Origin of the sequence: Bacteroides sp. M10 (genome assembly GCF_014334015.1) — a bacterium.
Taxonomy (GTDB): Bacteria; Bacteroidota; Bacteroidia; order Bacteroidales; family Bacteroidaceae; genus Bacteroides; species Bacteroides intestinigallinarum.
In genome coordinates, this window is the sequence record NZ_CP060488.1 from 2,029,024 (window position 1) to 2,046,031 (window position 17,008).

15 protein-coding genes are annotated in these 17,008 nt (G+C 44.1%); 3 read left to right on the plus strand and 12 right to left on the minus strand.

Translation table 11 applies throughout. The features are described from left to right. Positions 1 to 4: 4 nt before the first annotated feature. The 4 genes from H8796_RS07290 to H8796_RS07305 form a co-directional block, all read right to left on the minus strand. Positions 5 to 574: a DUF3575 domain-containing protein gene (locus tag H8796_RS07290; protein WP_117932393.1), complete on the minus strand. Its 570-nt coding sequence runs from the start codon at positions 572 to 574 to the stop codon at positions 5 to 7. Positions 575 to 586: 12 nt separating this feature from the next. Next, positions 587 to 1,618, minus strand: a complete 1,032-nt coding sequence (locus H8796_RS07295) for a DUF3868 domain-containing protein (protein WP_117932392.1) — start codon at positions 1,616 to 1,618, stop codon at positions 587 to 589. A 25-nt stretch (positions 1,619 to 1,643) separates the two neighbouring features. Continuing rightward, positions 1,644 to 2,315 (minus strand): DUF3575 domain-containing protein, encoded by a 672-nt coding sequence (locus H8796_RS07300; protein WP_117932390.1) that lies wholly within the window; start codon positions 2,313 to 2,315, stop codon positions 1,644 to 1,646. A gap of 350 nt (positions 2,316 to 2,665) precedes the next feature. Then, the gene (locus H8796_RS07305) at positions 2,666 to 3,625 is read right to left on the minus strand and encodes a tyrosine-type DNA invertase cluster 3b (protein ID WP_117932388.1); all 960 of its coding nucleotides are present in this window, start codon (positions 3,623 to 3,625) and stop codon (positions 2,666 to 2,668) included. A 141-nt stretch (positions 3,626 to 3,766) separates the two neighbouring features. Here H8796_RS07305 and recO point away from each other — a divergent pair, with 141 nt between their 5' ends. From recO to H8796_RS07320, 3 genes are all read left to right on the plus strand, one after another. Continuing rightward, a complete protein-coding gene (gene recO, locus H8796_RS07310) occupies positions 3,767 to 4,495 on the plus strand; it encodes a DNA repair protein RecO (RefSeq protein ID WP_117932386.1) in 729 nt (242 codons plus the stop codon). Between the two features lie 164 nt (positions 4,496 to 4,659). Further along, a complete protein-coding gene (locus tag H8796_RS07315; protein WP_117932385.1) occupies positions 4,660 to 5,604 on the plus strand; it encodes a hypothetical protein in 945 nt (314 codons plus the stop codon). After that, entirely contained in the window at positions 5,597 to 6,826 is a 1,230-nt protein-coding gene (locus tag H8796_RS07320) for an acyloxyacyl hydrolase (protein WP_117932383.1), read from the plus strand. The genes H8796_RS07315 and H8796_RS07320 overlap by 8 nt, the downstream gene beginning before the upstream one ends. Positions 6,827 to 7,241: 415 nt before the next feature. On the opposite strand, the gene H8796_RS07325 is transcribed toward H8796_RS07320, so the two are convergent. From H8796_RS07325 to murD, 8 genes are all read right to left on the minus strand, one after another. Continuing rightward, positions 7,242 to 7,691, minus strand: a complete 450-nt coding sequence (locus tag H8796_RS07325; RefSeq protein WP_004298215.1) for a GatB/YqeY domain-containing protein — start codon at positions 7,689 to 7,691, stop codon at positions 7,242 to 7,244. A gap of 85 nt (positions 7,692 to 7,776) precedes the next feature. Next, positions 7,777 to 9,087, minus strand: a complete 1,311-nt coding sequence (gene ftsZ / locus H8796_RS07330; protein ID WP_004307359.1) for a cell division protein FtsZ — start codon at positions 9,085 to 9,087, stop codon at positions 7,777 to 7,779. Positions 9,088 to 9,219: 132 nt separating this feature from the next. Continuing rightward, a complete protein-coding gene (gene ftsA, locus H8796_RS07335) occupies positions 9,220 to 10,674 on the minus strand; it encodes a cell division protein FtsA (RefSeq protein ID WP_117932381.1) in 1,455 nt (484 codons plus the stop codon). Between the two features lie 80 nt (positions 10,675 to 10,754). Next, positions 10,755 to 11,492 (minus strand): cell division protein FtsQ/DivIB, encoded by a 738-nt coding sequence (locus H8796_RS07340; protein WP_117932379.1) that lies wholly within the window; start codon positions 11,490 to 11,492, stop codon positions 10,755 to 10,757. Positions 11,493 to 11,567: 75 nt separating this feature from the next. Beyond that, complete coding sequence (gene murC, locus H8796_RS07345; RefSeq protein WP_055235122.1) at positions 11,568 to 12,968, minus strand: UDP-N-acetylmuramate--L-alanine ligase; 1,401 nt, start codon at positions 12,966 to 12,968, stop codon at positions 11,568 to 11,570. Between the two features lie 113 nt (positions 12,969 to 13,081). Then, complete coding sequence (murG, locus tag H8796_RS07350; RefSeq protein ID WP_117932377.1) at positions 13,082 to 14,200, minus strand: undecaprenyldiphospho-muramoylpentapeptide beta-N-acetylglucosaminyltransferase; 1,119 nt, start codon at positions 14,198 to 14,200, stop codon at positions 13,082 to 13,084. A 60-nt stretch (positions 14,201 to 14,260) separates the two neighbouring features. Next, positions 14,261 to 15,583, minus strand: a complete 1,323-nt coding sequence (locus H8796_RS07355) for an FtsW/RodA/SpoVE family cell cycle protein (RefSeq protein WP_008024120.1) — start codon at positions 15,581 to 15,583, stop codon at positions 14,261 to 14,263. Between the two features lie 32 nt (positions 15,584 to 15,615). Then, positions 15,616 to 16,950, minus strand: coding sequence for a UDP-N-acetylmuramoyl-L-alanine--D-glutamate ligase (gene murD / locus H8796_RS07360; protein ID WP_117932375.1), 1,335 nt, complete (start codon positions 16,948 to 16,950; stop codon positions 15,616 to 15,618). Between the last annotated feature and the right edge of the window lie 58 nt (positions 16,951 to 17,008).

The following is a 17,008-nucleotide window of genomic DNA, read 5'->3' on the forward strand; positions in this document are numbered from 1 at the left end:
TATTTTAAAATAGATAAACTAAACTTATTGAAGCCTTACTAGGCCCTATGTAATGATAATCACCTTTGTCTCGTAATCCGGCGCATTTCTTGACGCAGTTGTACTGCTTGTAGCGGATAAAATCGTATCCTACTCCCAGACTTGTTTCTATATTCCAATGATTATCCAGCATCCAGTGATATCCGGCACTGATACCTCCACCTGCCAGCCATCCTTCATATCTGTATTTTTTCAACCCGGCGAATATACCGAAAGGCAGTTTTTTCCCTCCGATATTGAATTGTGCCCCATTGAGGTAAGCACCCCAGAAAAAGCCGTTAAACTTCTGGCAAGTCCAGTATTTATATTCTGGCTGTATCAGCCAATAGCGGTTCACATATTTCTCTTCCCGTTTCCATGGTCGCAGACTGCCGGTCAGTTCAACTGTGCTTTTATTTCCTATGGCATAGGAAACTCCGGCTTCGAAAGCCCCATCTATTGCCGGAAGCGTATTCACGCTGACTGCTACTTTCTGTGAGCGACAGTGGAGCCAACCAACTGATAAGAACAGGAATAAGAATAAGAAATATTTCATTGTGTCTGTTCGTTAAGGACGTTTATTATTTTCAAAAAATACATTCAGATTGTAAGAAGCCTCTTCGGAACCTTCTGTCTTAGCAGCCTTTAACATGCGAATGCCTTCGTATGTGTTTCCAGTCATCAGCTCATATACACCCCGGCAATTCTTATAAGCAAGGCTGTCATGAGGAGCCATCGATAAAAACTTGCTTATTGATTGAGTGTCTCCTTGTTCGATGGCAGCAGCGGCAGCGTTTAGGTTGGCGATGGGGTGTACAGGATACAGTTTGACACTGATGTTAATAATTTGGTAAAACTTAGCTTTGTTATCTGCATACGACAGAGCTACGGTATAGAGTTCGCGGAGCGACAACATTTGTGGATTGACGTCAGCCATAATCTTAGCCTCTTCAAGATTAAAATTCAACTCTTTCTGATTTCGTATATCTACATCATCCGTAGCCGGGGAAACATACGAACCTTTATATTTCATTTTTGTGGTTGTCGTATCAGTTGGCGACGTGTTTTCTGCTGTTGATGTAACCTCGTCCGGATTCTTTTGGGAGGATGGGAGTGCAGCAGGTTGAGATGTAATGAGTAAAGTATCTTTCAACGCTTGTTCACCTTCAGGACGGATGATTGTTCTCCGAAGGAGGAGAGTTGCATGGTTCATCCAATCTTCTGCGGGCAATGAAGTCCGGTAAGCGATGGTGCGGGAATGACTTTCGTCGATACCGGCAACGAGGTAGGTTGCGTCCTCTTCCTTATGCTCGCTTTTTTTTCGTAATATCTGGTTACGCAGATATAATTTCTGTTTTTGTTTGCCGTTCAATAAGATGGAAGGTAGTAAGATTTTTCTTTCCTGTCCGGTTAAGACGGGCGTTAGTCTGACGGCATTTTTAGACTCCATATTTTCTATCTCTACCGATACATCCATGGAGAGTAGTAATGAATCTGCCCGCACTCCGAGAAAGTGTGGAGTAATATCCAGTTTAATGTTTTGTGCCGGGAGTAGATTGCATATCAATAAGCTGAAAAATATGAATGCTTTCGTTTTCATTTTATGTGGTTATTATTAGGTTGATTTATCGGATGAAATATATAATTGATATCCCTGCTTGTGTAGGTCCCCAGTAGTTGCAGCTTGATTTTTCCAATAGGGCTGCACCTTCAGACTGTCCGTAGCGTTTATAGTTAAGGTGTGCATATCCGAGTGAGATTCCTGCTTCCAGATTCCATTGAGGGCTGATTATCCATTGATAACCGTAGGAAATGCCGAAACCTGCCAGATTGCCTTGATATCTGTTGTGAGCAATCTGCCTGTTCTCAATACCCAGCATTTTCCCATCGCTGAATCCCCAGGGGAGCATTCCTCCAAAATTGAACAAAGCATAGTGTAGCTGAAAGCCGATAAAACTTCCTGTGAATGCTTCATTAAACCATTTACGGTATTCTGGCTGCAACAGGAAATGCTTCATCTTTTTGTTCCCTCCGAAGTTCCAGGGGTTGTAATTGAGGGAAAGGCTGATGGTATGCGTATCGTCACATCGCACTTCTCCTCCCATATTGAGAGTAGTGGTTAGATCGTAAAGCAGATTGCTTTTAATGGCTATATTTTGTCCGCAAAGGTTCGAAGCAGGCAGAATACATGCAACAAAGGCAATGATAGCTAGCCCATGTTTAATGTTTGCCGCATGTCTCCACCTGTTGCTGGCAGCAGACCTTTCATTTTTGCTGATATTGGGTTTGTGTGTCATAATTATTTGTTTATGTGTATCTGTTACTTCTTAGGTAACGGAACTCCTGTTTAATGACAGGAACACATGGGGGAAAAGTAAAAAAGACGGTGGTCTTTTATTGATATATGTCTCTGGAAGCTTTCGGACAGAAAAAAGTGGTCCGATGATTGGCAATAGATAGTTGGAACATGAACTAAAAGTGATTCGTGTTCTCATATCTTATTTTATTCTTCGAAAGAAGTTGAATAAAATAATGTATAATTAATTTGGAATGTAATACTCTTTTTATATATCTTTGTGCAGTATTTATATCCGTTACCTAAGAAGTAATGGATAAGGCAGATTGCTGATAGATAGTTGTTTATGTATTATTGATGACTTGTGTTGTAAGATTCTACGTAAAAACAATTCAATTGATTGGCTTCTGTTCTTTTCTTCAAACCAAAACCTTTCAGATAAGTTTGCGTGGTTTTTATAGATTTATGTCCTAGTGATTCACTGATCATTTCAATAGGGATTCCCTGGTATTTGGCATTTGTTGCCCAAGAATGCCGAATGGTATATGAACTGACAGGTGATTTTAGGTTTAGTTCTCTTGACAGGCTTTTTAATTGATTGTTGAATCGGCGGAGGGCTGACTGATATTCCTTATATATGCCTTCTTCTTTTCGTCTCTTATCTCCTCTCATTATATTAAATAGGTAGTCTGGGCAATCTTCTCTCGGTGGATTGCTGTTACGCAGCCTGTTTATCTCTTTCTTGGAGGTGTCCAGGATTTCAAGACTCATTGGTGTGCCTGTTTTTATACGATTGTATCTAAGGATTCCGTCTTCCAATGCCGATTTCTCTAAATGTGCGAAATCAGAGAACGGCATACCGCAGAATTGGAACATCAACCGTGCGATAGCTTGCGTACGGATTAAGTGTTGGGATTGAGGGGCTTTGTAGAGAAGTGTATGCAGTTCGCTGACCGGGAGCGCCTTTTTCTGTCGTACATCTACGCCAGTGTATACGTCACGAAACAGTCGGGGGATAAAGCGGGCTACCCCTGCTTCTACACCACGATTATAGATGCTGCGCAACATACGCATATAGGTCGAAACAGTGTTTGGCTTCAACCCATGTTCGTGGAGGTGCTGTCCGTATCGTCTCAAACTATCGCGAGTGATCTGCCCGAAAGTTATGCTGGGAGTACCACAGAACCTTGTGAATGACAGAATTGCATTCTTATACACATGTGCTGTCGAATAACGACCTTCTTCCTGTAAATTCCGGATGTATGCTTTGGCGCATCCGGTAAATCCGTTTTTATTACTTTTTCGTTTCATAAGCTTGTTTATCTTTACTTGTTATTCAGGGACTATAACAAAAGTAGTTATCTTTTTTGTTGTTAATGCCTTTAAAATCTCTCCGATTACCTTGTATTTTTTGTAGCTTTGCTTCGGATTTGGAAATGAGGTTATTCAGTTATGCTGCAAAAAACGAAAGGAATAGTTCTTCATACGTTGAAATACAATGATACTTCTATCATTGTAGATATGTATACGGAGTTGTTCGGCAGAGCTTCTTTCCTTGTAACAGTGCCTCGTTCGCGAAAAGCGGCTGTGAAATCCGTACTTTTCCAGCCGTTATCTTTTATCGAGTTCGAGGCTGACTATCGGCCTAATGCGACACTTTATCGTGTGAAGGAAGCGAAATCTTTTTATCCATTTTCTTCCATACCTTATGATCCGTATAAGTCTTCGATGGCACTTTTCTTGTCGGAGTTTCTTTACAGGGCTATCCGGGAGGAGGCAGAGAACTGTCCGTTATTCGCCTATCTGCAACATTCTATCATTTGGCTGGATGAGTGTGGAGAGGGATTTGCCAATTTTCATCTGGTTTTTCTGATGCGTCTTTCGCGTTTTCTGGGGCTTTACCCAAACCTGGAAGATTATCATACCGGCGATTACTTCGATTTATTGAATGCCTGTTTCACTTCCATTCGTCCCCAACTACATTCTTCCTATATCAATCCTGAAGAGGCTGCCCGTCTCCGTCAATTGATGCGCATGAATTATGAGACCATGCATCTTTTCGGTATGAGCCGTGCGGAGCGTACCCGTTGCCTGACGATTATGAATGATTATTATCGTTTGCATCTGCCTGACTTCCCGGCATTGAAATCATTGGAGGTATTAAAAGAACTGTTTGATTAGTGCTTTTAATCGTTTACGGTTATCCTGCTTTTATTCGTTTCCAATCCAGAAAGGCCAATACGGCGTTTTTCAGTGCGGCGATGCTTTTGATTACAGACAAGATACTGAATTCTAAAAATATATGTTACTTTTGTCCCTTATGAAATGACAAGAGAGAAAACAACATGAAAACATTCATAAACTTCACGACTTATTTTCTTATTCTATTGGGACTCTATAGTTGTAACGGTGATGTATTTGTTGATGATTTCCGGTCTTCCGATTCAGAACTTACTTTGGACGGAAACGGTGATGTCGCAACGATCCGATTTGCATCTTCCAATTGGGATTTATTTGGGATGTATAATTACGATGAAAGCTTTTCCTATCCATATAAAGTTTTTGATGAGAATGGTAATCTGATAATGACGGATCAAATCCCATACTTGAAGGGATTGGGCAAGATTGTATGCGACGAGGAGTTGATAGGTTTCACCGTCGATCGCAGCAATCCTAAAGAATTGAAGATAACGGTGGACGAGAACGCTCGTTCTACTCACTTTCGATTAATGCTTGTAGTAGGCAACGAATATGAGTCGCAAGATATATATGTTGAAATTTCACCATCGGACAGGTATGTGTTCGATCATATCACTTATTCTTTAGATATGTATTCTTACGGAAAGGTGATAGAGACACAAAGAAGTTTTGTACAATCTAACTATTGGGACATTCCATACCCCTATCTGTTATCTCCTTATGAGGATGTTCAACATGAAGTGATATTCACAAGCTATATGCCCGAGGCTTTTCAATTATTGGGAGAAAGTAATCTGACAGTAGAGATACCGAGCATTAAGAGTAGATATTTGGAGATGAATGGTAAAAAGGCGCAATATATCTCTACAAAACAATCCTTTCCTTACCATAATACAGAGCAGAAAGAAATCCTCATTCCGCCTTCTACTATTCAGAGAATCACCTTGATGTTAGAGTATGAGCGGTTTGAAACGCAATACACTCTCTATGCTTTCCACCCTAAAACCAAAAAGCAACGAATCATCACCGGTATGCTGCAAAGTAAAATGCCTGTAGACTATCACATAAAACGCGAGAACATCAATGAATAGAAATATGAATACCGGACGATTGCTGTATATGATTTGCTTATTAGCTTTCTCGGCAGTTGGCGGAAAGTTAGAGGCACAGACAGTTGTGCAACCAGTCGAACAGCAACACGACAGCATAAAATATGCGCCTATCCATCAGATTGGTTTTGACATTCGTCCCGGTTATGTGGCTCCGACAAATAGTTTCCTCGAAGGAGATAATGCGCAACAGAAAAGGATTAACCAATCACTTTCCCTGCATTTGAAATATGCTTTCCGGTTTAGCAAAGACTCCAATTTGGGTAGATTGTATCCTCATGCTTATCAGGGGATAGGTATTTCATATAATACTTTCTACTGTCCCGCTGAATTGGGAAATCCCGTGGCGGTATATGCCTTTCAGGGCGCACGTATTATGCAAGTTTCACCTCGTCTGTCATTTGATTATGAGTGGAATTTCGGTGCATCTTTCGGTTGGAAGAAATATGACGGGCAATACTATCCGCAGAATGAAGTTATTGGTTCTAAAATCAATGCATATATCAATTTAGGTTTGGTATTGAATTGGCAACTTCATCCGCAGTGGAAACTGGCAGCAGGTGTAGATCTCACACATTTTTCCAATGGAAATACACATTATCCTAATGGGGGACTTAATGTTATTGGAGGAAGAATCGGAGTGGTACGTACGTTCGGTGAAGAGGATGCATCCACAGATGTTCCCAAACGCCTTTATGTGAAGCCGCATATCAGCTATGACTTGGTGATATACGGAGCTACACGTAAAAGAGGGTTTGTAAAAGATGGCGTACCAAGTTTGGTGCCCGGTTCATTTGGTATTGCCGGGCTCAATTTCGCTCCGATGTATAATTTTAACAACTATTTTCGTGCCGGGCTTTCTCTGGATGCACAGTATGACGAGAGTGCCAATATTAAAGACTATAAACTGGAAGGAAGCTTTATGGACGATTTAAAGTTTCATCGTCCTCCTTTCCGGGAACAATTTGCCGTTGGTTTGTCTCTCCGGGCAGAATGGGTGATGCCTATTTTTTCAATCAATGCAGGTATTGGGCGAAATCTGATATGCAGTGGGGATGATACAAAAGGGTTTTACCAGATTTTGGCTCTCAAAACCTATGTCACCCGACATTTGTTTTTGCATGTGGGATATCAGTTGAGCAAATTTAAAGATCCTAATAACCTGATGTTGGGGCTTGGATATAGATTTCATGACAAACGATGAAAGAATAATCTTCATTTGCACGTTATTACACCGATATTTCGTGATAAAATCGAATAATTACGGCTTTAAAATCAACTTATACTACACAGAATGGGTCGTATACAATGGAAGAGTAACTGTTTCATGCCTTGAAACAGGCTGTTTGCTATATCGAAACACTTTGTTTCTAGGCTCTAAACAAAGTGTTTTTGACGTTGAAACAATGTGTTCTTATACTGTGAACTAATGCTCTATACAAAAGATAAGAGGTGTTGCTACTATAAAAGAAAGTTGCAGATGTGTGTAAGATAAAACATCTTGCACGCATCTGCAACAGTATCTTGCACGGGTTTATACTGCTATTAATCAAATAGATAAACTCTGGTTAGTGTAGGGTGCAAGATAAAAATAAAATCTTCTGTGGAAGTCCCGGAGGTTATCCCAAAAGCTCTTTCACTTTTGCAGAAATGGCACGTCCTTCTGCAAGACCTGCCAACTTCTTGGAGGCAACTCCCATAACTTTACCCATATCTTTACCGCTTGTAGCACCTGTTTCAGCGATAATTTCCTTCAATGCAGCTTCCAGTTCTTCGGCAGTCATTTGTTTCGGCAGGTATTTCTCCATAACGGCTACCTGGCCTAATTCTACGTCAGCCAAATCCTGACGACCCTGTCCGATATAGATTTCAGCAGAATCTTTTCCTTGTTTCACAAGTTTCTGGATAATCTTCAGAGCAGCATCATCCGTCAATATATCGTTAGCTCCCGGGGCAGTCTTAGCTTCCAGGAAGAACTTCTTTATATTTCTCAAAGTTTCAAGGGCTACTTTGTCTTTCGCCTTCATTGCGGTTTTAATGTCTTCGCTGACTTGATCGAATAAATCCATACTATTATAATTAAAAATTAAAGATTAAAAATTAGATCTGAAGCCTGATTTTGCGAGTTTATAATTTTCGTTCTTAGTTCTTTGTTTAGAACGTAATCACACCGTTGTCATCTGTAGCTTCTTCCGTGGCTACTTCCTCTTCCAGAGCGGCTTTCGTCCGGATTTTGGTAAGAGTAGTCTTATCACGCATATAAGTGGGAGAATCTTCTACCATGGCGATGATGTCATCGTTGTCCAGATCTTCCGTGTTGAAAAGATAGATGTGGCGGCGTTTGCGGAGGCTCTTGCTTCCGATGTTGCTGGCACTTTCGCCGTATGCCTTGCGGATACGTTCCTTGTTCTTTTCTTTTTCCTCTTCCAGTTGCAGTTGGCGTTCTTCCTCTTCCTGGCTGCGTGCAGCGTGCAGGCTGTCCATTCCGGGAACGTCTTCCACACCGAATCCGGTTGCCAATACGGTGATTTTTACTCTTGTTTCTAGTGAGTTGTCGATGGCAACGCCCCAAATCACTTCCACCCCTTCGCGGAATTTGCTCATGAACTCGTGTATCTCGTTCATTTCCTCCATCATCAGTTCCGATGACGGGCAGAAAGATACGTTCAACATTACTTTCTTGGCATTGAAGATATCATTGTTGTTGAGCAACGGAGAATGCAGGGCATCGTCGATTGCTTTCGTCACACGATTTTCTCCTTCGCCGAATCCGGTACTCATGATTGCTACTCCACCATCTTTCAGGATGGTTTTCACATCGGCAAAGTCAAGGTTGACCGTACCCCGCATGGTGATAATCTCGGCAATGCTTTTGGCAGCAATGGAAAGAGTATCATCGGCTTTGCCGAAAGCGTTCATAAAGGTAAGGTCGGCGTATATTTCGCGCAGGCGTTCGTTGTTGATAACCAGCAAGGCATCAACATGCTGGGCGATGCGCTCTACGCCGTCCAGTGCCTGGATAATTTTCTTTTCTCCTTCGAAGATAAAGGGGATGGTGACGATACCGACAGTCAGAATATCCATTTCCTTCGCAATGCGGGCGATGACCGGAGCAGCTCCCGTTCCGGTTCCTCCTCCCATTCCAGCGGTGATGAATACCATCTTGGTGCCGTCGTTCAGCTGGTTTCTGATATCTTCTATACTTTCTTCGGCGGCGTCGCGTGCCCGTTCGGGACGGTTGCCGGCTCCAAGCCCTTGCGTGATGCTACGGCCCAGTTGCAGTTTCACCGGGACAGGTGATTCGGCCAATGCCTGGTTGTCCGTGTTGCAAAGAACGAACGTTACATCATGGATGCCTTCCCGGTACATGTGGTTTACAGCATTACCACCACCACCACCTACACCAATCACTTTGATGATCTTCGGTGAATCTGTCGGGAAATCGAATTGTACTATCTCGTCCATAATAATATGATTTCTGATTTATGATTTCTGGTTTCTGAACTCTGATTTTTGAATCTTGATTTATAAGTTATGATTTATGATTTATGATATAGCGCGCAGCCAACTCATAAATCATAATTCATAAATCATAAATCACTTCATATCGTCGTCGGAGAAGATTTCTTTCGTCAACGAGTCGATCTTGCGCTGAATCCAGCTCGGACCGGCTTCTCTTTTCCGTCTTTCCTTCTCTTCCTTTTCCTTTTGCTTGCGAAGTTTTTCCGCTTCTTTAGCAGCTAACTTGGCTTCACGCTCTTCTTCCTCTTTCTTGAGGCGGGCGAGGCGGGCCTGTTCCTTCAGCTCCTGGTCGTCTTCAAATATGTCTGCGGTCCTATGCACTTCCGGCTCCGGTTTGGAGACTGGCGGTACGGGAGCAGCAGCTTGCGGGGCGGTTTCAGTCAGGCAACAGTTTTGGTTCCCTTCAAACAGGAGACCGAACAATGTGTTCTGTGAACCGTCTTTTTTTAGTATATTGTTGGGGGCATGGACCGTATTGCGTGGAAGTTTCGCCATCCGTATCTTTTCTATCTTGCTGCGTTTGCGCAAGGTTTCGTCCAAGTTCTTCAGGTTGGCGGCCCCTCCTGTCAGGATGATTCCTGCCAGCAGTTTGTCCTCGTAGCTCGATAGTTGTATCTGGTTCCATACGTTGGCAACGATTTCCTCGGCACGGGCTTCGATGATATTGTTAAGATCCGCCACTTTGATGATACGGTTGTCATCATCCAGTTTGCAGGTTGCTTCTTCCTGTTCGGGGTCCTCTTCATAGAGGGCGTCGCCGTAGGCTTTTTTCAGGCGTTCGGCTTCTTCCTCCTCCATTTGCAGGGTGGTGATGTCACGCGTGATGCTGTTGCCTCCCAAAGGCAATACAGTCAGGAAGCGGAGAATGTTATTCTTATATACAGAGATGGTAGTTGTGTCTGCTCCGAAGTCGATCAGTGCACAACCCGAACGGCGTTCGCTTTCTGTCAGTACGGCATTTGCGGTTACTAACGGGGCGATCAGTTGGTCGGCAATATCAATTTTAGCCTGTTGGAAACAGTGCTCCAGGTTCTTACGTACGGAAGCACGGGCAACGATATTGAGGAAACGTCCTTCGATGTGGCTTCCTACCAGACCTACCGGATTGGCTTGCAGGTTATTACCTACCTTATATTCTTGTGGAGCTACGTCCAATATATCCATATCGACCACCGGGATGGCAATGTTCTCATCACCAATAGCGCTTACAAGCTCTTCGGATATGATAGCTTCTTCCTCCAGGTCGCGGCTTACTACATTGCGGACGGTGCGGAGTGATTGTCCGCCGATGCCTACATATACCTTGGCAATTGAGTTTTTCAACTCACCTTCCAGTCTGTTGATGATTGAAGTCAGGCTTTGCGCTGTCTTGTCCAGGTTAAAGATTACTCCTTTACGAATGAACGTAGAAGAGTCTTCCTGGGCATACGCTAATACCTGCATGCTTCCGTCACTGTTCTTTCTTCCGGCCACACCGGTTATCTTCGATGAACCAAGTTCAATAGCGGCGATAAATTCTGTTGTTGCCATAGGGTTATTTTATTTACTATTTTACTATTTACAATTTACTATATAGAGAGACTGTTTACTTATCATCTATCACTTATCAACTACTCTCGTTTTGTGCAGATAATCTGGTTGCTGAATTCGAGATTGATACGTGAATATTTGTTCCAGCCTACCCGGTTGAGTCCTTTTTTGTAGAACTCCTTCAAACGTGCCAGTTTATCTTCAAAGTTCTCCAGTTTTCCGAGATAGACCAGATGGTCTCCCACACGCGGCACCAATTCGATGTTCTGGTCGGGCAACACATGAATCTGTTCTATCTGGGCGTCCCAGAATTTATTATTATGCAAAAATACACCAAACTTATATAAATCCTTCATTGCAAACGACTTTTCTACGTTTCCGGTGACAATTACCCGGTGAGCGACGCATTTTGCATCCGGTGGCATGACGGTTCCTTTGTTGTCAAGGTAGTAATTCTGACCGTTGGAGCTCATCACCCGAAGAATAGGGATACGTTGTGTCACTTCCACGCATACTTTGCCGCTGGGTGTTTTGTAACACTCGGCTTCGTCAATCAACGGATGTTTGCTTAGTTCCCGTTCCAGTGACTTGGTAGAGATGCGCTCCATCTTCTTCCCGATGGGGTAGATCCCTTTGTGCTGAAGGATACCTTTCAGCTCTTCTTTGGTGATGAAGCCGGCGTATGCGGTATCCTTGATAACCAATTCCATGTCACGGCAGGTCTGGTCGGCAGGCTTGCGGTTGAATGCGGTGATAGCTACGGCGAGGTAGGCTATAAGCACCAGCATGACGATGGATAGAAGGATTCTCTTTACCATAGTTTTTTTATTAATGAAGAATTAAGAATGAAGAATGAAGAATTGCTGCGCATCAATACGCTGGATAGAGATTCTTCATTCTTCATTATTCATTCTTAATTTTTTTGTTTCTAATAGTTCCTTTATTTCAGGGACATAGTTGTCAATGTCTCCAGCCCCCAAAGTGATTAATACTTCAATGTTTTTATCTTTCAGAATGTTCAGTATATCTTCCTTTTTGCACATACTTTTTTCAATACCCGGACGGAGATTGTCATAAATCAGTTTGCTGGTGACGCCCGGAATCGGTGCTTCACGTGCTGGATAGATGTCTACCAGAATCACTTCGTCGAGTAGCGACAGGCTATCGGCAAAATCTTGATAGAAGTCGCGGGTGCGGGTGTAGAGATGCGGCTGGAAGATGGCTGTGATCTTCTTGTCCTTGTAAAGTTCGCGCATAGACAACACGCTCTGTTTGATTTCAGAGGGGTGGTGGGCGTAGTCACTCAAAAAGACGATACGGTCGTTCTTGATCTTGAAGTCGAACCGGCGGTCTACTCCGCGGAAACTTGCCATGCCTCTTTTTATTTCTTCATCGGTCACCCCGTTAAGGTGTGCCAATGCCATGGCGGCTACGCCGTTTTCTATGTTGATGCTAACCGGAATTCCCAGTTGAATATCGTTGATACGGGTGTCCGGGGCAACAAAGTCGATGAATATTTCTCCGTTTCCGATGCGGATGTTTTCTGCATGGAAGTCGCCTTCGTCACGTGAGTAAGTATAGACACGAACGCCCGGCTGCACTTTGGGTTGCAGGGAGATGCCTTTGCGGATAATCAGTGCGCCACCCGGTTGGATAAGCGTGGTATAATGCTCGAAACTTTCCAGGTAGGCTTGTTCTGTGCCGTAGATGTCCAAATGATCGGGGTCGGTAGATGTAATTACGGTCATATAGGGCGACAGCCAGTGGAAAGAACGGTCGAACTCATCTGCTTCAATCACCGTGTAAGGGCTTGTTTGAGAGAGTAGCAGGTTGGTGCCGTAGTTCTTCGAGATTCCTCCGAGAAAAGCGGTACATTCCACGTGCGATTGATGGAGCAAATGGGCTGTCATTGTCGATGTGGTTGTTTTTCCGTGAGTACCTGCCACGCACAGACCTTTGCTCGAATGGGTAATTGTTCCCAATACTTGGGCGCGTTTCTGTATTTCGAATCCGTTGTTGCGGAAATAAACGATTTCTTCATGTTCCTGCGGAACGGCGGGCGTGTATATGACTAACGTGCTTTCCTTGTCTTTGCAGGCTTCGGGAATCAGGTCGACGTTTTCTTCATAATGTATTTGTGCACCTTCAGCGATCAGGGTTTCAGTCAATGGAGTAGGGGTACGGTCATATCCGGCCACTACCTTGCCTTTGAAGAGAAAGTAGCGTACAAGTGCACTCATACCGATGCCGCCGGCACCTACGAAATAGACTGATTTTATCGTTTCTATATTCATTTCTTCTGTTTTTTATTTTAGTACGGATTACGTCGTTTGATCCCGGAGCTATACCGCTACTTCAACCTGTGTGCAATCCGATAATCTATTTATCTGTTTTTTGCTTCTGTTTATCAGCTCTTTGCTTCCGCCAGTTTGATAACCTCCTGTGCGATGATTCTCGCAGAATCGGGCAAAGCCAGCTTGGCGATATTCTCTTTCAGTTCTTTCAGTTTCTGTTCGTCATTGACGGTGGATAATGCTACATCCATCAAGGTTGTTTCTGCTTCACTGTCTTTGACGTAGATAGCTGCCTGCTTATTCACCAATGCTAAGGCATTCTTAGTCTGATGGTCTTCCGCTACATTGGGCGAAGGCACTAAAATAACAGGTTTATGTAACAGGCAGAACTCTGAAATGGAACCTGCCCCCGCACGGGAAATCACAAGATCGGCTGCTGCGTATGCGGCTGCCATGTCTTTGATGAAATCCGTTACATATAAGTTCGGAAGTGCGCCTGCAGCTTTCACGGCTTCTTTCACTTGCGGGTAGTAGTATTTGCCCGTTTGCCAGATGAATTGCACGTCCGTGTTTTCTTTGATGGTTGCCAGTCCGGCTGTCAGCGTATTGTTGATGGTACGTGCACCCAGGCTGCCGCCTACAATCAGAATCGTTTTTTTGCCGGGCTGTAAGTTGAAGGAGCGCAATGCTTCTTCTTTAGACGGCATATCCTTTGTCAGGTTTTGGCGGACAGGATTCCCCGTCATAATAATCTTGTCTGCAGGGAAGAACTTTTCCATTCCGTCATAAGCTACACAAATCACTTTTGCTTTCTGTGCCAGGAGCTTATTGGTCACTCCGGCATAAGAGTTTTGTTCCTGGATTAATGTCGGTACTCCCATCATTCCGGCAGTCTTCAATGTAGGTCCGCTTGCATATCCGCCTACGCCTACCGCCACTTGTGGGCGGAAGTCCTTGATAACTTTGCGTGCTTTCCACTGGCTGCGCATCAGTTTAATCAATACAGATACATTTTTCCATAAACGTTTGCGGTCGAATCCGGCAATCGGAAGCCCGATAATACGGTAGCCTGCATCGGGAACCCGTTGCATTTCCATACGTCCTTCAGCACCTACAAAGAGAATTTCTGCGTCGGGGCGTAGCTCTATTATAGCGTTTGCGATAGAGACGGCAGGAAAGATATGTCCTCCTGTTCCTCCACCACTGATAATAATTCTAAGTTCTTTTTCCATCCTAATTCTTTTTTCTATCCGTTGTTCAACGTTTTTCGTTCACCACTCACCGTTCACCACTCACCGTTTATCAATATCATGCTCATCTTCAAACTTGGCATCGCTGTTCAGAATCTGTGCTGTCGGTTCGGCGGCAGTCTGTGCCTCGGAACTTGCAGCTGCATCTGCCTCTAATTGCAGTTGGATCTGTGCATCGTGCGCTTTTTGTTCTTCCAGATGGGCGGTATATCGGCTTACACTTAATATCATACCGATATAAGCGCAGTTGATTAACGTGCTTGTACCTCCTTTGCTGACCAAAGGCAGGGGCTGGCCGGTGACGGGGAATAATCCGACGGCAACCATCATATTCAATATTGCTTGCGATACCAGTAGCAACGCAATGCCCATAACGAGAAAGGCGGGGAAGGTTCGCTCGCATTTCTGGGCGATTCGTCCGGCTCGCATCAGCAGCCATAGATAGAGGAATACCACAAATATTCCTCCGATTAATCCCATTTCTTCAATCACAATCGCAAAGATAAAATCGGAGAATGCCTGACTAAGGAAGTCACGTTGTATCGAGTTTCCCGGACCTTTGCCGACTACGTGGCTGGTAGCAATGGCGATGCGTGCATGCGCCACCTGTGCATCTTTGTCAATATCAAATTTGGCAGCCGGCACTTCCTCCTTCTCAAAGAAGCCGGAAACACGATTCTGCCACGTTTCGAAACGGTGAAGTCCCGGAGTGTTATGCAGCGTTTTGGCGGGAATAGCCATCAGTATACCTACGGCAACACCGCCCACAAGTGCCAATATTCCCAACATTCCAAATAGCTTTTTTGCTGACACCCGGCCGATAAACATCATCATGCATACTACTCCGAAAAGCAGCATGGCTGTCGAAAGGTTTTCCGGTGCGATAAGCAGGAATACCAGTCCGGTGAGGATCATGATATATTTGAAGGCGTTCGGGTTGGCTCCGTATTCGTCCTGCCTTTTGGACAGGATGAATGAGACGGCAATGATAACCGCCATCTTTGCCAATTCCGAAGGCTGGAACTGTAATCCCATAAAGGTCATCCAGCGGGCTGCCCCATTGACACGGTCCCCTGTGATGATACCCATCAGCGTGACAAATGCCAATAGAACCAGGGAAATCGGATACAGAAAGACCGGAAATACCTGGAACCATTTGTAGGGAACATTATGCAGAAACACTACTACCACAGCACCTACCATCAGGATGATGGAGTGTTGTGTAATCGGTCCCCAATGGTCGCCACTTTTGTAAGTCAGTGTCGACGCTGCCGAGAACACCTCGATAATAGAGATGAGGCAGAGACAGAGGAAGATAATCCAGATTACCTTGTCACCTTTGAATATGTTCTTTAATAAATCCAATCTTGTAGCAATTAAAAATTAATAATTAGAAATTAAAGGGCGCGGACACATTCCTTAAACTGGTCGCCACGGTCTTCATAGCTCTTGAAGAGGTCGAAAGAGGCGCAGCAAGGGCTCAATAATACCGTTTCACCTTTCTTTGCCAGTTTGTAGGCTGCTTCTACGGCATCCTTCATTCCGGTTTGTACGTCTGCTACGGGCAGGCCGAAACGATCGAAGAATTCGTGAAGTTTTTCGTTGTGAAGTCCCAGATATACCAGTGCTGAACACTTTTCGCGTACCAGATCTTCAATTTCAGTATAGTCGTTTCCTTTATCTTTACCACCGAGAATCAATACCGTTTTGGTAGTCATGCTTTGCAGGGCATACCAGCAGGAGTTGACATTCGTGGCTTTAGAGTCGTTAATAAAATCAATTCCGCGCACACGTGCCACCTTTTCCAACCGATGTTCCACTCCCTTGAAATCAGAGAGGGCTTTCCGGATGTTTTCTTTGGTGATGCCGGCAAGGTTTGCCGAGATACCGGCGGCTAAAGAGTTGTACAGGTTGTGTTGTCCTGTCAGGGCCAGTTCCTCTTGCTCCATGTTGAAGGCAATCGGTTCGGTGATTTTCACTTCGTGATCTTCTACGTATGCAATCGCTCCGTCCTCTTTTACAGCGGCAAAAGGATACAAGTGAGCTTTCAGACCATGTTTTGCCAGTTCTTGTCTGATGATAGGGTCATCGTTCCAGAAGATGAAAGCATCGTCCGGTGTTTGGTTCTGGGTGATGCGGAATTTAGCGTCGATGTAATTCTGCATACAATGGTCGTAGCGATCAAGATGGTCCGGAGTGATGTTCATCAATACGGCGATGTTCGCACGGAAGTTATACATATTATCCAGCTGGAAAGAGCTAAGTTCGATAATATAATAATCATGGTAATCTTCGGCTACCTGCAAAGCAAGACTTTTGCCGATGTTGCCTGCCAAACCTACGTTCAGACCTGCGCTTTTGAAAATGTGGTAGATCAGGGAAGTCGTTGTAGTCTTTCCGTTAGAACCTGTAATACAGATCATTTTGGCATCAGTATAGCGTCCGGCAAACTCTATCTCGGAGATCACCGGTGTGCCTTGAGCTTTCAGTTTCAGGATGATCGGGGCGTTATTCGGGATACCGGGGCTTTTGATTACCTCGTCGGCATTCAGAATGAGTTCTTCGGTATGGTGTCCTTCTTCCCAGGCAATCTGATGGCTGTCGAGAAGTTCCTTATACTTGTCCTTGATAGCGGACATGTCCGAAACAAACGTCTCAAATCCTTTGACTTTAGCAAGTACGGCTGCACCTGCGCCGCTTTCGCCAGCTCCTAAAATTACTATTCTTTTCATCTACAATAATGTGCCCTTATTTTCTAATTGATTGATTTATCTATTAGCTGTGCACATC